At 60.1% G+C, this 15,876-nt stretch carries 13 protein-coding genes and 1 pseudogene; all 14 read right to left on the bottom strand.

What is annotated here, in order from left to right; genetic code table 11:
• Window positions 1–4: 4 nt before the first annotated feature.
• Window positions 5–1,696, bottom strand: a complete 1,692-nt coding sequence (locus tag AC245Y_RS34050; RefSeq protein ID WP_017997315.1) for a thiamine pyrophosphate-requiring protein — start codon at window positions 1,694–1,696, stop codon at window positions 5–7.
• Window positions 1,689–2,597 (bottom strand): allantoinase PuuE, encoded by a 909-nt coding sequence (locus tag AC245Y_RS34045; protein ID WP_012760386.1) that lies wholly within the window; start codon window positions 2,595–2,597, stop codon window positions 1,689–1,691. The genes AC245Y_RS34050 and AC245Y_RS34045 overlap by 8 nt, the downstream gene beginning before the upstream one ends.
• Window positions 2,597–3,634, bottom strand: coding sequence for an NAD-dependent epimerase/dehydratase family protein (locus AC245Y_RS34040; protein WP_026157712.1), 1,038 nt, complete (start codon window positions 3,632–3,634; stop codon window positions 2,597–2,599). The genes AC245Y_RS34045 and AC245Y_RS34040 overlap by 1 nt, the downstream gene beginning before the upstream one ends.
• A gap of 34 nt (window positions 3,635–3,668) precedes the next feature.
• A complete protein-coding gene (locus AC245Y_RS34035; protein WP_487762884.1) occupies window positions 3,669–4,430 on the bottom strand; it encodes an SDR family NAD(P)-dependent oxidoreductase in 762 nt (253 codons plus the stop codon).
• A complete protein-coding gene (gene hydA, locus AC245Y_RS34030; RefSeq protein ID WP_017997317.1) occupies window positions 4,427–5,860 on the bottom strand; it encodes a dihydropyrimidinase in 1,434 nt (477 codons plus the stop codon). Before hydA ends, AC245Y_RS34035 begins: the two co-directional genes overlap by 4 nt.
• On the bottom strand, window positions 5,857–7,116 hold the full coding sequence (locus AC245Y_RS34025) for an MFS transporter (protein ID WP_017997318.1): 1,260 nt from the start codon (window positions 7,114–7,116) through the stop codon (window positions 5,857–5,859). Before AC245Y_RS34025 ends, hydA begins: the two co-directional genes overlap by 4 nt.
• The gene (locus AC245Y_RS34020; protein WP_017997319.1) at window positions 7,116–9,206 is read right to left on the bottom strand and encodes a dipeptide ABC transporter ATP-binding protein; all 2,091 of its coding nucleotides are present in this window, start codon (window positions 9,204–9,206) and stop codon (window positions 7,116–7,118) included. Before AC245Y_RS34020 ends, AC245Y_RS34025 begins: the two co-directional genes overlap by 1 nt.
• Window positions 9,203–10,078 carry an ABC transporter permease gene (locus tag AC245Y_RS34015; RefSeq protein WP_012760392.1) on the bottom strand — a complete coding sequence of 292 codons (876 nt, stop codon included), beginning with the start codon at window positions 10,076–10,078 and terminating at the stop codon, window positions 9,203–9,205. The genes AC245Y_RS34020 and AC245Y_RS34015 overlap by 4 nt, the downstream gene beginning before the upstream one ends.
• A 3-nt stretch (window positions 10,079–10,081) precedes the next feature.
• Window positions 10,082–10,705, bottom strand: coding sequence for an ABC transporter permease (locus AC245Y_RS34010; protein WP_017997320.1), 624 nt, complete (start codon window positions 10,703–10,705; stop codon window positions 10,082–10,084).
• 67 nt (window positions 10,706–10,772) lie between these two features.
• Window positions 10,773–11,096, bottom strand: a complete 324-nt coding sequence (locus AC245Y_RS34005) for an ABC transporter permease family protein (RefSeq protein WP_017997321.1) — start codon at window positions 11,094–11,096, stop codon at window positions 10,773–10,775.
• A 70-nt stretch (window positions 11,097–11,166) separates the two neighbouring features.
• The gene (locus AC245Y_RS34000; protein WP_017997322.1) at window positions 11,167–12,843 is read right to left on the bottom strand and encodes an ABC transporter substrate-binding protein; all 1,677 of its coding nucleotides are present in this window, start codon (window positions 12,841–12,843) and stop codon (window positions 11,167–11,169) included.
• Window positions 12,844–13,028: 185 nt separating this feature from the next.
• Window positions 13,029–14,039 carry a GlxA family transcriptional regulator gene (locus AC245Y_RS33995; protein ID WP_012760395.1) on the bottom strand — a complete coding sequence of 337 codons (1,011 nt, stop codon included), beginning with the start codon at window positions 14,037–14,039 and terminating at the stop codon, window positions 13,029–13,031.
• A gap of 400 nt (window positions 14,040–14,439) precedes the next feature.
• Window positions 14,440–14,673 (bottom strand): annotated as a pseudogene (locus AC245Y_RS33990) (hypothetical protein); the annotation flags it as partial.
• Between the two features lie 96 nt (window positions 14,674–14,769).
• Window positions 14,770–15,867 (bottom strand): ABC transporter ATP-binding protein, encoded by a 1,098-nt coding sequence (locus tag AC245Y_RS33985; protein WP_017997325.1) that lies wholly within the window; start codon window positions 15,865–15,867, stop codon window positions 14,770–14,772.
• Window positions 15,868–15,876: the final 9 nt, after the last annotated feature.

The raw sequence follows: 15,876 nt of genomic DNA, 5'->3' as shown, positions 1-15,876 counted from the left end.
TCCCCTACCATAGACCCGCGAGCCGCGGCTCTTCGTGCGTGACGACCTCGATAAGCGCCGCCTGCCCGGCCTTGACCTTGTCGAGGGCACGCAGCAACGCGGGGCGCAGCATTTCCGGATCCACGACGCATTCCGCGTAACCACCGAGAGCTTCCGCGATCGGTGCGTAACTGCCTGTTACCCGATTCGCGCCGTATTTCGTGGTGGCGATCGGCATGCTTTTCGCGTAGCCGCCGAGCACGTTGTTGCGCAGCACGATGGTCAAGACAGGCAGATTGCAGCGGACCGCAGTTTCGAAGTCGATGCCGACCATTCCGAACGCGGACTCTCCCATCAGATTGACGACGGTCGCATCGGGGCGAGCAAGCCTGGCCCCCATCGCAAAGCCTAGGCCGCTTCCGAGTTGGGTGGTCTTTCCCCAACCGATGTAGCCGCCGGGTGTGCTTGCCACATAAAATGGGCAGAACTGGTCGCGCGGATTGCCGGCGTCGTGTGTGACGATCGAGGTCTTCGGATCGATCGCCTGCATGATCTCCCAGACGACACGGTAAGGTGAGATCGGCGTGCTGTCCGACGTCAGGAGCGGCATCCATTTTTCCATGAAAGCCGCGCGAACGGCAGCGATTTCCGCCGCCGGCTGCTGACGTTCGCCGAGAGGCAGGTGATCGCGACGGATCAGTGCGATCATCTGTTTCAGGACCGAGGCGGCATCTGCGACCACACCCTGGGCGATCGCATAGTCCTTGCCGAGATCCGCATCGTCGAGCGTGACATGAAGGATGGTTTTATCTTCGGGGATCGGCAGGATGTAGTAGGAGCGCGTCAGGCTGCTGCCGAGCGCGAACACCACGTCGGCCTTTGCTAGAAAATGGTCGACGGTCGCGGGTCGGGCACGCCCGGCTGTTCCGAGAGCAAGCGGATGGTCTTCGGGAAAAGCGCTCTTGCCGTTCGGCGTCGTCATGACGGGAATGTTCAAGAGTTCGGCAAGCTCGATCAGTTCCGGCGTCGCCGAGGCTGACAGCACTCCCTGCCCCGCGAGAATAACGGGATTTTTGGCGGCCAGCAGGCTTTTGGCCAGATCGACCACCTCACGATCACCGGCCTGCGGTACGCTGCGGCGCGGTCGGCGATGATCCGCCGGCAGAGCATCAAGCCTTTCGGCCAGCAGATCGACAGGCAATTCGAGCAGGACCGGCGCCGGCGACCCATTCCTGACACGCCATATCGCCGCATGCATGAGCTTGGGCAGATCATCGACCTGCGTTGCCGCCTCGCACCATTTGGTAATGTGCCGAAAGTTGCGGCGGGATTCGAAATTCGGGGCGATGGCTTCTGATCCGCGCGGGTAGCCGGTCGGCAAGAACAGCATCGGTACGCGGTCGTTGAAAGCCTGGGCAATGCCGGCAAATGCACTTTCGGCTCCCGGGCCATATTGCACAGTGACAACGGCAAGCTCCCTGCCGGCCGTCGCCCGGGCATAGCCCTCTGCGATATTGACGGCGACACGCTGCGTCCGCGCAATGAGCGGCGGAATGTCAAGCGCCGCTGAGGCATCGAAAAGCTCGCTTGCTGGAAAGCCAATGATCTGCTTGACGCCTTCCTCCTTCAGGACCCCTGCAACATATTCGGCGCCGCTCATCGTTTTCGCCTCGGCGGGCAAATGGTCATTCGGCAGTGCATGCGTGCCGTCAGCCATGATGATCGATCCAGTAACGGGCAATATCTTGGCGCCGCATGAAGGCCGCACCTGGCGTTTTCTTGACGTGCTCGATCACGTCACGCAGACCCGAGGCGCGATTAGGCTGGCCCATCCAGCGGGCATGCACGCCGATCGTCAGCATACGCCCGCCTGTCTCGTCGGCTTCGCCGATCATGTAGTCGATCGCCGATCGGCAATCCTCGGCAAAATCGCGCGGATTGCTGTAGCCGGGCGCGATCAGATAGCGGCTGTCGTTCAGCGTCTTCGAATAGGGCACGACGAGAAGCTTCGTACCCTCGTGATCGAGGAAATACGGAAGATCGTCGTTGCAGGGGTCCGAGTAATAGAGGAAGCCGCCTTCCCTGACGATCAGGTCACGGGTGTTGACGCTTGGAAAGGATCGGCAATTCCAACCCATCGGCCTTGTGCCGGTCAATTTCTCATAAAGGGCCAGTGCTTCGTGAAGCTGCCGCTCCTCCTCATCGCGCGGCATGCCGGAATATTCGCTCCAGCGCAGCCCGTGGCCGAGCAGATCGTGGCCGCGGGCACTCATCCAATCGACGACAGCCGGGTTCTTCTCCAGCGCAACGGCGCAGGCCGAGATCGTTACCGGAATATCGTAACGGTCGAACATGCGAGCAAGGCGCCAGACGCCTGCGCGACTGCCGTATTCGAAATGGGTCTCGGTGCCGAGGTCGCGCAGCGGCGGGCTGTTGGGAATATTGTACTCGCCCCAATTATCGTTTCGTCCGTCCTCGAGCCAGGAATACTCCGCGCCCTCCTCGTAGTTCAGCACGAGGTTGATCGCCAGCTTGACCCCGCCTGGCCAGGAGATGACCGGGGGGTTCGGGCCATAGCCGACAAAATCGCGCAATTGATCTTTTGCACCAGCGCTCATCACTTTCCCTCGCTCTGATTTTCGTTCTCGACGATCCAATCCATGTAGTCGTGGAACGACTGCCTGGCGCTGCGTGGCTGCCAGCCCGTGTCTCGCGCGATCCGGGCGATGTCGTAGGCTCCCCACATGCCGTCCTTCAGTGAAAGGTCCTGGATGACGTTGGCGGTTTCCGCAGGGCTCACTTCGACCTGCAGGGAAGGCGCGCGCTCCTTTGCCCAGCCGATGATGTCGCCGATGGTCGAAGTCCCGCCACTTCCGATATTGTAGTGCCGATAACGCAGGCGCTCTGCGAGAAGCAGCGCGATGATTGCGCCGGCCACATCCGTCGAAGTGACATAGTCGCCAACAGGTTCCAGGCTATTCGGCCGCACGGTCTCCCCTGCAAGCGCCATATGGGCGACGCGGTTCGGAACATGCCGGAAATTACGGCTGCCGGTGACCCGATCCATCGGCCCATAAACCGATGCAAGCCGGACGGAGGCCGCCGACAGGCCGAAAAGATCAGCGTAGCGGTTGACCACCATCTCCGCTGCAAATTTGGAGATGCCATAGAGTGTCAGCGGTGCAACATAGCCGTCTTCGGGAAGCGGTTCGCCCGTCCAGTCCGGCCCGTGATGACGGTAGACCGAGCCCGAACTGACGAAGACGAGGCGTTGAAAGCCCGGACGCTTTCTCAGCCATTCGAGAATGTGCACGGTGCCCATGAAATTGATATCGACGATCCTGGCGGGATCTTCGGCTTCGGGTTGGCGCTTTGCCTCGGCGGCACTGCCGCGCGAGATGGGGGTGACGGTGGCGCCGTGGACCACGTAGCGGATATCGTGGTCGTCGAGTGTCGCTTCCCATCGGGCGGGCTCGCAAATGTCGGCCGTGATCACGGTCAGTCGATCGCGGACCGGCGCAAAATAGCGCTCCGCCATCGCATCAAGGCCGGCGCGATCGAGAATGACGACACGCGCCTTGGCATCGCGTTCGAGCCATTCCCGCGCAAGGACGCTCATGACGAAGCCGGTTCCCCCGGTGACAAGAAGGGTCATTTCAAATCCATCCAAAAGATCTTCAACGCAGGTATCAGCGGGTAACGTAGCCGCCGTCGGCCAGGAGGTCAGTTCCGGTGACGAACGATGCATCCGACGACAAGAGGAAGGCGGCGGCGGCAGCGATTTCATCAGGCTTTGCGATACGGCCGAGCAAATGCGCAGGCCCGAGCCCGGCATTGGCCGCCTCGAGGTCCGGCCACCGCTGCAGCAATCTCGGCGTCGCCACGGCACCAGGCGACAGGCTGTTGACGCGGATACCATCGCCGGCGTGATCGACCGCCATGGCCCTGGCGAGATGCACGAGCCCGGCCTTTGCCGCGCAATAGGCGACGGCCTTGCCGGTCGCCACATGCGCGAACTGCGATGCGATGAAGACGACGGATCCGCCGCCGCCTTCGATCATCGCCGGAAGCGCGTGCTTGCCGACTAGAAAGGCACCCGTCAGGATGACATCAATTTCCAGTCGCCATTGCTTTTCAGCAAGATCGATGACCGTGCCGTCCATCGAAGGTGCCGCGGCATTGTGCACAAGACCGTCGAGTTGACCGAAATGTCTGGTACCGGTCCCTACCGCGCGACCGACCGAAATATTGTCGGTCACATCGCACTGGATGCCGAAAGCACGGGGGCCAAGGGATTGCGCGAGCGCCAAGACGCCCTCCGGCGATTGATCCGCACAGATCACCGAAGCGCTTTCATCGATGCAGCGGCGCGCAATTGCCGCGCCGATACCGCTCGCAGCGCCCGTCAGAAAGACCACCTTGCCGTCAAGACGTGACATCGATGCGGTCATGATGCGAGGACCTTCGAAAGACCTTGCTGCGGTGGGAAAGGTCGCTGTCGGGCAATGAACTGGCCGCGCCCGGGCTCGGCCATGATTCTTCCGTCGTCCCAGACGATATCGCCCCGCGAGATCGTCATGATGGGCCAGCCCTTGACGACCTGTCCTTCATAAGGCGTGTAGTCAGTCGCGTGATGCAGGAGCGAATTGGTGATCGTCATGCTGCGATCCGGATCCCAAATCGCGATATCGGCGTCTGCGCCTACGGCAATCCTGCCCTTGCGCGGATGAAGACCGAACAGCCGCGCCGGGGCGCCGGCGGTCAGGTCAGCGAATTTCTGCAGCGAGATCAGGCCGCCGTTCACGCCAGCAGAAAAGAGCAAGGCGAGCCGTGTCTCGATACCGGGAATACCGTTAGGAATACGGTGGAACGGTGTCCCCGGCCCGCCCGCTATCTTATCCGCATAGTGCCACGGCGAATGGTCCGAAGAAAAAACCTCCAGCGTGCCGTCCAGGATACCGGCCCAGATTGCAGGCTGGTTCGACTTGTCGCGTGGCGGCGGCGTGCAGACGCATTTGGAGCCTGAGAGATCATGGGTGTCGATATCCTCGGCCGAAAGGAAAAGATATTGGGGGCAGGTTTCGGCGTAGATCGGAAGCCCCCGCGCCTTGGCGCGGCGGATTTCTTCGACGGCGCCGCCCGCAGCGACATGGCTGACGAGAATCGGCGTCTCGATCAGCTCCGACAGGCTGATCGCCCGGAAGGTCGCTTCACGGTCGCCGATCGCCGAATGCGCCTTTTCGTGATAGCGCAGCTCAGTCTTGCGCGAGGCGATGAACTTTTCGGTCAACCAGCGAATGCAGGCATCGTTTTCCGCGTGAACCATGACCATCGCGCCTTGAGCACGCGCAAGGTCGAGCACATTCAACACCTCATAATCGTCGAGCTTCAGCGCGTCATAGGTCAGGTAGATCTTGATCGAAGTGCAGCCCTCGGCAATCAGCTGAGGGATCTCGTCGCGCAACACTTCGGCTGATGGATCGCCGACGATCAGGTGAAAACCATAGTCGATACGCGCTTTCGAACGGGCGCGCTCGTGATAATCCTCGACGATGTCGCGTAGCGACTGGCCACGCATCTGCATGGCGAAAGGCACGACAGTTGTCGTGCCGCCGCACATCGCCGACAGCGTGCCGGTGTTGAAATCGTCCGCTGTCGCCTTCCCTTCCCAGGGCTGCTGATCCATGTGGCAATGGCTATCGACGCCGCCGGGCAGCACGATGCGCCCCTCAGCCACGACTTCATGTTTCCCCTCGGGCAGATCCGGCCCGAGCGCCGCAATCGCGCCGTCGCGAACGCCGATATCGATCTGTCTGGTCGCATCCGGCAGTACCACACGGCCACGACGGATCACGAGGTCATAAGGCTTGGCGGGCGTCATTCGCTTCCTCCCGAAACAAGGCAAGGTTTGGTGGCGCCGATCGGACGGCGAAAGAGATTGAAGCAGGCAGCGACAGCAACCAGGAACGCGCCGCTCCCGAGCAGAAGGAAGAGTGCCTGCGGTGCAAACAGCTCCATCAGCTGGGCGGCGAGCCCAGGTGTCATGATGTTGCCGATCGAATAAAGGAGCAGCAGGCTACCCGATGCCGAGACCATATGGCGGCTATCGAGCTGTGAGTTAGCGTAAGCGATACCGACCGGATAGATCGTCAGCGCAATTGCGCCATAGGCGAAAAACAGACCGTAGAGAAGCATCTGCGGATAGCTTCCGGGCCAGGCGATTGCTGCGCACAGTCCTGCTCCCGCCAATCCCTGAACGAGAAGTAGAACGCGCCGGTCCATACGATCCGACAACCATCCGACCGGGGCCTGAGCGAGCATGCCGCCCAGGCTGAAAGCGGTTACCAGTGTCACCGCCACCGCCGCGTCGAGGTGCACCCGCTCCGCATAGATCGGCGTCATCGTATAGACATTCATATTCGTCATGCCCGCTTGAAAGACGCAGACGACAGCCACCGGTGCGAGAGCGACGAGCCGCCAGATGCCATAGCGATGCCCGGAGTGGGCGTTGCCGGCCTCGACCGCTACTGCCAGCGGCAGGCGCAAGGTGGGCCAGGGTCCACCGATAAAGCGGGCGTAGATCAGTCCAAGAAGGATGACGCCGAGCACGATCTGAAAGAGATGGGGAGAGTCCGCTCCGGCCGCTTCGACAAGCAATTGCGCAAACAGGGTCGCCAGCGACGTCATCAGCATATAGAGCGAGAAATAAGCTCCGCGGTTCTTCTGGTCAGCGTAGAGATTGATCCAGCTTTCGGACACGACGAACAGCGTTGCGATGGAAAAACCGTTTATCAGACGCAGGCAGAACCAGACCGGAGCGGCTTGCGTCAGCATGTAGCCGCAGGCGCCGAAAGCAGCGAGCAATGCGACGGCCAGGAAAGCCCGCTCGTGTCCCAAGCGGACGACCATGACACGAGCTGAGAGGCAGCCGGCAAGGAAGCCTACGGGAAACGCCGTCAGCAACAACTGGACGATGTGGGGATCGATTGCGGGGTCACTGAGGTGCAGAGAAACCGTGGTCGTCAGAAGAGAATTGCCAGTCGCGACGATGCAGATGCTCGCCATGACATGCAGGATTGCACGAAGCCCTGCGGCTTTCCGCCAGAATTCACCAATCCGATCGGGATCGCGCATCATTATGCCTTTTCGGCGAAAGCAAGGACGGAAGGCCGGGCGGCCAGATCTGCCTGATCGATGTGGCAGAGAATCTCGTGCGTATCGGACATCTTGCGCAGTGGGGGCGGAGCGGTGTCGCAGATGCTGCCGAGCTTGCGATGGCACCGCGTCGCAAAACGGCAGCCGGCGGGTACGTTGACCGCGCTCGGTGTTTCGCCGGACAGGCGAATACGCTCGCGCGGCGCTTCATCCGGGTGCGGGCTGCGGATCGCTGAGAGAAGTGCTTCGGTATAGGGATGCGCACCCTCACTGAAGACTTCCTCGACGGTCCCCTGCTCCATGATCTTGCCGAGATACATGACCACAACCTTGTCTGCTACGTGACGAACCAGCGCCAGGTCGTGGCTGATGAACAGCATCGTGGCATGCTTTTCCCGTTGAATATCGAGAAGAAGCGTCACGACCGCGGCCTGCACCGAAACGTCGAGTGCCGAGACAGGTTCGTCAGCGACGATGAGCGAAGGTTCCGCCGCAAACGCGCGTGCGATGGCGATACGCTGCTTCTGACCGCCGGATAGCTGGTTCGGCTTTCTGTCCGCGACGGCTGGAGATAGACGCACCATTTCCAGGAGCTCGCGGACGCGCTGTTCGATCTCCGCCTTTCCCTTGCGGATACCGAATTTCTTGATCGAACGACGAATGGAAAAAGCGGCCGAATGCGAGGGATTGAGCGTACTATCCGGATTTTGAAAGATCATCTGGATCTGTTGCAACAGCGCGCGTGGACGTTCGCTGGCCTGCAGTTCGGCGATATTCTCGCCAGCCATGCGGATTTCGCCCGACGTCGCCTTGTCGAGACCCGTCACGATGCGCGCCAGCGTGGATTTTCCGCAGCCGGACTCGCCGACCAGCGCCACGATCTCGGCTGTTGCCGCTTCGAAACTGACCGCTTCGTTTGCCTTGACGGTCTTCCGGCGGCCGACGGGGTAGAGACGGTTCACATCAGACAATGTTATCGCCGTCGATCTTGCAATCATCTGTGTCTCGACCGGAGCAACCGTCGCTTCTCCTGCCGAAATTTCGGGCCAGCGGACGCAGCGCACCAGATGCTCTTCCGCCGCCGGCTCCAGAGCAAGGTCCGGACGGTCGCAGAGGCCGGAGACAAAACTCGAACAGCGCGGCCCGAACAGACAGCCCTGCGGCCGTTCCTGCGGCAGCGGGATCGAACCCGGGATGGCAGCGAGCGTGCGGCTGCGCTTATCGCCGGTAATGTCGGGAATGCAATCGATAAGGCCGCGCGTATACGGATGTTTCGGCCGGCGGAATACTTCTGATGTCGTTCCCTCTTCTACCATCTCGCCGGAATACATGATGCCGAGACGATCGCAGCTTTCCGCGATCAAACCGAGATTGTGCGAGATGAACAGCAGGCTGGTCGAATAGCGTTGGCGCAATTCTTCGATCAGATCGATGACCGCAGCCTCGACAGTCACATCGAGGCCGGTCGTTGGTTCGTCGAGCAGCAGAAGGGATGGCTTAGCAAGCAATGCCATGGCGATGACCACGCGCTGTTGCTGGCCACCGGAGAGCTGATGCGGATATCGCTTCATCATGTCACCAGGGTCCGGCAAGCGGACGTCGGCAAGCATCGCTTCCGCCATGGCCATCGCGTCTTTCTTGCTGGCGCCCATGTGAAGCAGGGGGACTTCGGCAAGCTGCGCACCGATCGTCTTCACCGGATTGAGCGCACTCATCGGATCCTGGTAGACCATCGCAATCTGCCGCCCGCGGATGGAACGCAGTTCCTTGGGGGCGGCATCGACCAGTTGCTTGCCGTTGAAGCGGATGCTGCCGCCGGCAACAACGCCGGTCGCGCCGAGATAACCCATGATCGCCATGGCCGTCGTGCTCTTGCCGCAGCCCGATTCACCCACGAGACCGTAGCTTTCGCCGGGCATAACCTTGAACGAGAGATCGGGGATCGCAACCACCGTTTCGCTCTTGCCGCGAAACTCGATGCGCAGGTTTCGAATGTCGAGAAGGGGTTCGCGATCGATCATTGGCGTGATGGACATGGCCGCTCCTTGAAGACTGGACGCGATGATGTTCATGGTTTCCATGCCTCCCGCATGCCGTCGGCGAGCAGGTTGAAGCCGAGGACCAGACTGACGAGCGCGGCAGACGGGATAAGCGACATGTGTGGCCAGACGTTCAGTACAGTGACACTTTCCTTGACCATGCCACCCCAGTCCGGGTTCGGTGGCGGCAAACCGAGGCCGAGGAAACCGAGGATGCCGATGGTGATGATCGTGTAGCCGATGCGCAGACAGGCATCGACGATCAGGAGGCTGCGGCAGTTCGGCAGCAGTTCGACGATCATGATGTAGAGCGTGCTTTCCGCACGCAGCTTTGCTGCCGCGACATATTCCTGCTGCTTCAGACCCAGCACTAGGCCGCGCGTTATGCGACCGATACCCGGCGCCGAGGCGATCATCGTCGCAATGACGATGTTCAGGACCGACGGTCCGATATTGGCGATCAGGATGACGTAGATAACGAGAACCGGAAATGCCAGTATGATGTCCGAGAAGCGGCTGATCAACACGTCGACCCAGCCCCCATAATAGCCTGCAATCATCCCCATCGTGATGCCGACGATCATGGCAACCGCCACCGACAGCGGCGCAACGGAGAGCACTGTGCGGGCGCCGAAGATCAACCGTGACAGCATATCACGACCGAGAATATCGGTTCCCAGCCAGTGGGCAGCGGAAGGATAGGGGTTGCTCATCGCCATGACATCGGAATCAGTCGGCGACGGTAGCGGCAGGACGGGCGCAAGAAGGGCTGCAAGCACCCAGAAGAGAACAAGGCACAACCCGACGACGGCCGTGCGCGAATGAAGGATGCGCATCCAGTTGGGCCTTGCAGCACGCTTTGGCGGTGCGGCGATCACTCCACTGATATTGCCTCGAACAGCCATGATTTACCTCACCCGGATGCGTGGATCGAGCAGCATGTAGCCAAGGTCGCCAAGCAGCTGCGTGACAACGGCGATGGCGACGGTGATCAATGTAGCGGCCTCGAGCGTTGCGATATCGCCGAACAGACTTGCATCGAGGATCAGGCGGCCGAAGCCCGGATAGGCAAAGACGAGCTCGGTGACGACGACGCCGCTGATCAGAAAGTTAATTTGCAGCAGCAACACGGTGAACGGCGCGATCATCGCATTCCGCAACGCGTGGCCGAGAACCATGCGGCGCGTGCTCATGCCCTTGAGGATTGCGGTGCGGATATAGGGCCGCTCCATGACGCCGATCATCGAGACCCGGATCATGCGGGCCACATAGCCGAAGTCATAGATGACGAGCACCGCGACGGGCAGGACGAACTGATACGGCACAGCCCAGCCGCCATCGCTGTTGAGCGGACTGGTGCCTGGCAGGATCGGCCAGAGGATCACGAAAAGCGTCACCAGGAAGACGCCTGACGCGAACTCCGGAATAGACGTGAAGGTGATACAGATGACCGATAGCGTCCGGTCCAGCACCCCACCTTCTTTCAACCCCGACAGGATGCCGAAAATGATCGACAGCGGGACGATCAGCAAGAACGCCAGCCCGGCGAGGATCGAGGTATTGCCGAGACGATCCCAGATGACATCGTTGACGGGCAGCTTATTCAGGGTGGAGTAGCCGAAGTTGCCGAAGTACTGGGCGCCGCGCGGATCCTTGAAAGTTTAACCCGGTGGTCGGATCCTGAAGCGGATCGGGAATTGCGCCGACGAGCACACCGAGCCAGCGGCCGTAGCGTACCAGCAGCGGATCATTGGCCTTCAGTTTCTGCGACAGCAGGTCCACCTGCTGCTGGGTAGCGAAAGGACCGAGCGATTTGCGCGCCACGCTGCCGGGAGTGAACTCGCAAACGGCGAAGACGAGAAACGAAGCACAGAGCATCGTCACGACCATCATCGCCAAGCGCTTGAGGAAGAAATTCGCCATAGCCGGAGGAATCCGAATGTCCGAGCCCAGCACCCGACCGCGCGAACGCGGCCAGGCGCCAGCCGGGAGGTTACGCCGAGATCGCGTATTGATGCGCGAAGATGTATTGAGAAGGATGGAGCTCGAAGCCCTTGACCTTCTTGTCCATGACGGTCGAGAAGACGCGCCAGAAGGGCTGAACGATGGGCCCGTCATCCTGCATGATCGCCTCGATCTTCGCCATGACCTTGCTGCGTTGCTTCGGATCGAGGATGCCCTCGGCTTCGGTCAGCAGCTTGTCGAAATCCGCGTTGGAATAATTGGACTCGTTCCAGGCGGCATTCGAACGATAGGCAAGCGACAATGTCATGATCGCCAGCGGCCGGTGACCCCAGGCAGTCAGGCTGAATGGCGCCGTTGTCCAGACTTCCCAGTATTGGGCGCTGGGCAGGGACTTGATGTTGATCTTTACGCCGATGTCCTTGAACTGCTCGGCAAGGACCTGCGCCGTGTTCAGTTCCCAGATCGGATCGGGACGTGTGACCATGTCGAATTCGAAACCATCCGGATAGCCGGCATCTGCCAGAAGCTTCTTCGCTTTTTCGATGTCGCGCGGATATTTCGGCAGTGCCGCGTATTCGGGATGCGAGGGCGCGACGTGATGGTCTTCGGCGGGAATGCCGGCGCCGAGGAGTGCCGTCTGAACGACCTTGTCGCGGTCGATCGAATAGCGCATCGCCTGGCGCACGCGCTTGTCCTTGAACTGCTCGATATCGGGGTGCATGCGGGCAACGACCGTCTGGGTCGTCTCGACCTGGTGGACCGCCACATGCGGGAAATTCTTCATCGCATTGATCTGGACCGCGTCGGCTTCCGACAGGCCATCGACCTGCTTGGAAGCTATGGCCGCGATACCGGCCCCCGGATTGTCGCCGAGGTCGACATATTCGAACGTATCGAGATAAGGCCCGGTGCCCCAATAGTCGGTGCGGGCTTTGTACTTGGCGCCCTTGCCGACGACGTATTCGGTGATAACGAAGGGACCCGTGCCGTTCGCGTCAGGACCGAAAGCGCCATTTTCTTCGGGATCGATGATGAACATCGGGTAGTGATAGAGGTGCTCGGGCACGGCAATCTGCGGCGAGGAGCAGTTGAGACGGACGGTGTGGTCGTTGACTTTCTCGATGGCGTTGTCGGCCCAGAGCTTGCTCGACTTCTTGGGATTGCCTTTCTCGTCCTTTTCGCCGGTTTCGTATTCCTGCACGAGATAACCGGTGAAGAGCCCGAGCATCGACGAACCGATTGCTGGATCGCAGACGCGCTTCAGGTTCCAGATCACGTCGTCTGCGGTCAATGGCCTGCCCTTGCGCCACTTGACGTCCGTGCGGAGATGGAGCGTCCACGTCTTCAGGTCGTCGCTGACTTCCCACTTTTCCAGCAGATAAGGATGGGTAATGTTGTGGCGATCGGTGAGGGTCAGATACTCGCAGACTTGGCGGATGACGTTCGATTTTTCGGCGAAATCGGCCAGATGCGGATCCTTGATTTCCATGCAACGCATGCCGATGCGCAGGTTTCCGCCCTTCGGCATATCGTCGGCCCGGGCGCCGCCTGGCACCGGAACGCCGGCCAGAGAATATGCGGCTGCGGCCGAAATACCAAGAAGCGTCGCTTTTCGCAGAAATTCTCGGCGGCCGATCGAGCCGCTCGACATCTGTTCGACCAGAGTCGGGATATAGGAATGCTCAGACTTGTCCACGGTTGTCATCTCCTGGTTAGCGCTTTAACTGTTCCGAATTTTTGTTGGTCGGACCGGCCGGCAAGACACTCGCCCCAGGCTCGGTCGCAGCGGACTTTTTGTCCGTCACCCATCCGTCTTGATTTACGTTAAGACGGGATGGACCTCTGTGACATGCGGTGATCCGACATCTTCTCTGCGCGAATCGACATTGTTCATGACATTGGCTCCTCTCGCCGTTTCTCCGCCTTTCGAGTCGCGGCAGGGCTCTCGCGAAACCGCGTGCGGTATGAACGGCCGAAATGCGAAGCCGACTGATAACCGCAGATTTCGGCGATCTCACCGATCGCCAATTCCGTGTAGACCAGCAGTTCTTTCGCGCGTGTCATGCGAAGCTCTATGTAGAAATTGGTAGGACTCTTGCCGAGGTTGGCGTGAAACAGCCGCTCGAGCTGTCGAAGCGAAAGCGCCACGCTACTGGCGAGATCGGAAATTTCGACCGGATCGCCGAGGCTGGCTTCCATCCGACGAACAACGAAGGCGAGCTTGGCGTTCCGGATGCCGAAACGATCTTCGGGCGACATCCTCTGAACGTCATCCTGGCGCCGTATCCGCGCGTGGTTGAACTGGTCCGAGATGAGTGCTGCCAACTCCCGACCCTCCACTGCAGAGATGAGGTAAAGCATCATGTCCAATGTAACCGTTCCGCCCGACGAGGTCAGAAAACGTCCGTCGATCGCGAAAATGTCGTCGGTGGCGAGACAGTTCGGAAACTCGCTGCGAAAGCTTGCAAGCGACTCCCAATGAACGGCACATCGTCGCCCTTCCAATAATCGCGCCTTTGCCAGGAAGAAGACCGCAGTGCTGACTGCTCCAAGCACGCACCCCTCCGAATGGATGCGCCTCAACCATGCAAAGACATTGGCATCATAGGCATCGGCATAATTGATGCCTGCGCAGAGGATGACGATATCGCAGCGCGGCGCCCTGCCGATTGCCGCATCTGCATCGAAGCCTAGTCCGCTGCTGGACTTCACATGGCCGCCATCCGCCGACAGGATGAGCCACTCAAAGGCCTTTCGCTTGGCCAGACGATTGCCCTGCCGCAACGAGTCGAGCGCCGCTGCAAAGGTCATCAGAGGGAAGTCCGGCACCAGGAAAAAGCCGATCCGGATCGGTCGATGCCCCTGTGCCAATTGCTTAAGCGTATAGGTCTGATCCGTCATGGGGCGAACTCCAAACATCCCGGTTGCCCTGCTTTTGCCGGTCCGCACCAGCGCAGGTCTTAGGCAGGCAACGAAACACAAACATCCACGACTAAGCGTCATCGCTTGGTGAGCCGCAAGTCGCAAAGGCCGCATTGTTCCTCGCCATCGATGAAGCAACGCAAATTGATGGACACATTATGCTCGTCGATTTTGAGCCCGATTATAATGCCGGCGCCTGCGTGGATTCAAACGTCATCGCGAGATACGAACCGGCGCCAGTTCTTTTGATCAGCGGACATCCGAGCGCGAGCGCAGGTTACTGTTTCGGTCGCTAGTCAGCCCTAAGCCGCGTTTTCGGCGACGCCTTAAAGACTATATGTTCTTCAGGCCGAAACCCGGAGAGTGGATAATGCGGCGTTCAGCGTTCGAACCGATCCAGCATGCTCTTCAGTTGTGCGTTTTGCAGCCGAAGCTTCCCCGCCAGTTGATCCCGGAGCAGCCTGATTTCTCCATCAAGCCTGATTGCATCGTCGGAAACGATGGCAAGGCGTGGAGATGGTCGCGAAACGACATCGACGACGTCCGCTTTCCTGGCCTGTCTGCGGCGTTTTCGCGCTGTACCTTCGTCAATCCGCGAGGGATTGGGCGCGGCGAAAGACATTCGCAAGAGGGATGGTGGGCAATGTCGAGGTGGCTTTATCCAATGTCATCTTGCTCTCGACAGAGACCGGACTCGCGGTCCGATAATTCACAAGTGCTGTGGGTTAACCCCCGTTTCTATTCGATCCTGAGTTTCAGCATCGAACAGGTTGATGCTCTGCGCATCGACGCTAAAACGAACCTGATCGCTTCTGCGTCCCTGGAAGCGCGCTTCAGCTCTGGCCACGATCGCGTGGTCGCCAACCACAGCGGTGACCATTGTGTCTGGACCCGTTGGTTCCACGACGTCTATCACTCCGTGGATCGCGGCATTATCCCTCTCGACGACCTTAAGCTCTTCCGGTCTTACCCCAAGGACACAATCCCGGCGTCTGGCTGCGCTATCTGGTATACTGACAGGCACGATCACGCCACCGCTCTCAAACCGGGAGCCGCCGTCGACCGAGATCAATTCGCCCCTGATGAAGTTCATCGCGGGAGATCCGATAAAGCCGGCGACGAACATGTTTGCAGGTCGTTCGTAGATGGTCCTGGGATCGGCAAGCTGCTGGACATAGCCGCCCTTCATCACCGCGACTTTGGTCGCCAGCGTCATCGCCTCGATCTGATCGTGGGTCACGTAGACGATAGTCGTGCCGAGGCGTTCGTGCAGCCTTTTTATCTCGGTCCTCATCTCGACGCGCAGCTTCGCGTCAAGGTTTGAGAGCGGCTCGTCGAAGAGAAACAGATCCGGACTGCGAACAATCGCCCGCCCCATGGCAACGCGCTGCCTCTGCCCGCCGGAGAGGTTGGCTGGAAGCCGATCGAGAAGGTGGCCGATCTGCAGCAGTTCGGCCGCCTTTTGCACCTCCGCCCTGCGCTGCTGCTCCGGAACACCACGCATCTCGAGGCCAAAGCCAATGTTCCGCTCAACCGACATGGTCGGATAGAGCGCGTAGGACTGGAATACCATGGCGATGTTTCGATCCTTCGGTGGGAGGGCCGTCACGGATCGATCGCCGATCGCGATATCACCAGACGACGGCTCATCCAATCCCGCAATGATATTGAGCAAGGTCGACTTGCCGCATCCTGACGGTCCAAGGAGCACGAGAAAGCCACCATCCTCGAGGTCGACGTCTACTCCGTGCAGCACCTTGAATGCGCCATAAGACTTTTGAACATCCCTGATGGACAAGCTCGACATGATCGTCTC

The sequence above is a fragment of the Rhizobium sp. SRDI943 genome (assembly GCF_057653695.1).
The sequence above is the reverse complement of the archived record's forward strand: the minus strand, read 5'-3'. Positions and strand labels throughout refer to the sequence as shown.

Excerpts from the sequence above, each read along its gene's own strand:
- AC245Y_RS34020 (WP_017997319.1), bottom strand. The coding sequence starts at position 9,206 with ATGAACATCATCGCGTCCAGTCTTCAAGGAGCGGCCATGTCCATCACG.
- AC245Y_RS34045 (WP_012760386.1), bottom strand. The coding sequence starts at position 2,597 with ATGAGCGCTGGTGCAAAAGATCAATTGCGCGATTTTGTCGGCTATGGC.
- AC245Y_RS34005 (WP_017997321.1), bottom strand. The coding sequence starts at position 11,096 with ATGGCGAATTTCTTCCTCAAGCGCTTGGCGATGATGGTCGTGACGATG.
- AC245Y_RS34015 (WP_012760392.1), bottom strand. The coding sequence starts at position 10,078 with ATGGCTGTTCGAGGCAATATCAGTGGAGTGATCGCCGCACCGCCAAAG.
- hydA (WP_017997317.1), bottom strand. The coding sequence starts at position 5,860 with ATGACGCCCGCCAAGCCTTATGACCTCGTGATCCGTCGTGGCCGTGTG.
- AC245Y_RS34025 (WP_017997318.1), bottom strand. The coding sequence starts at position 7,116 with ATGATGCGCGATCCCGATCGGATTGGTGAATTCTGGCGGAAAGCCGCA.
- AC245Y_RS34035 (WP_487762884.1), bottom strand. The coding sequence starts at position 4,430 with ATGACCGCATCGATGTCACGTCTTGACGGCAAGGTGGTCTTTCTGACG.
- AC245Y_RS33995 (WP_012760395.1), bottom strand. The coding sequence starts at position 14,039 with ATGACGGATCAGACCTATACGCTTAAGCAATTGGCACAGGGGCATCGA.
- AC245Y_RS33985 (WP_017997325.1), bottom strand. The coding sequence starts at position 15,867 with ATGTCGAGCTTGTCCATCAGGGATGTTCAAAAGTCTTATGGCGCATTC.
- AC245Y_RS34050 (WP_017997315.1), bottom strand. The coding sequence starts at position 1,696 with ATGGCTGACGGCACGCATGCACTGCCGAATGACCATTTGCCCGCCGAG.
- AC245Y_RS34040 (WP_026157712.1), bottom strand. The coding sequence starts at position 3,634 with ATGACCCTTCTTGTCACCGGGGGAACCGGCTTCGTCATGAGCGTCCTT.
- AC245Y_RS34000 (WP_017997322.1), bottom strand. The coding sequence starts at position 12,843 with ATGACAACCGTGGACAAGTCTGAGCATTCCTATATCCCGACTCTGGTC.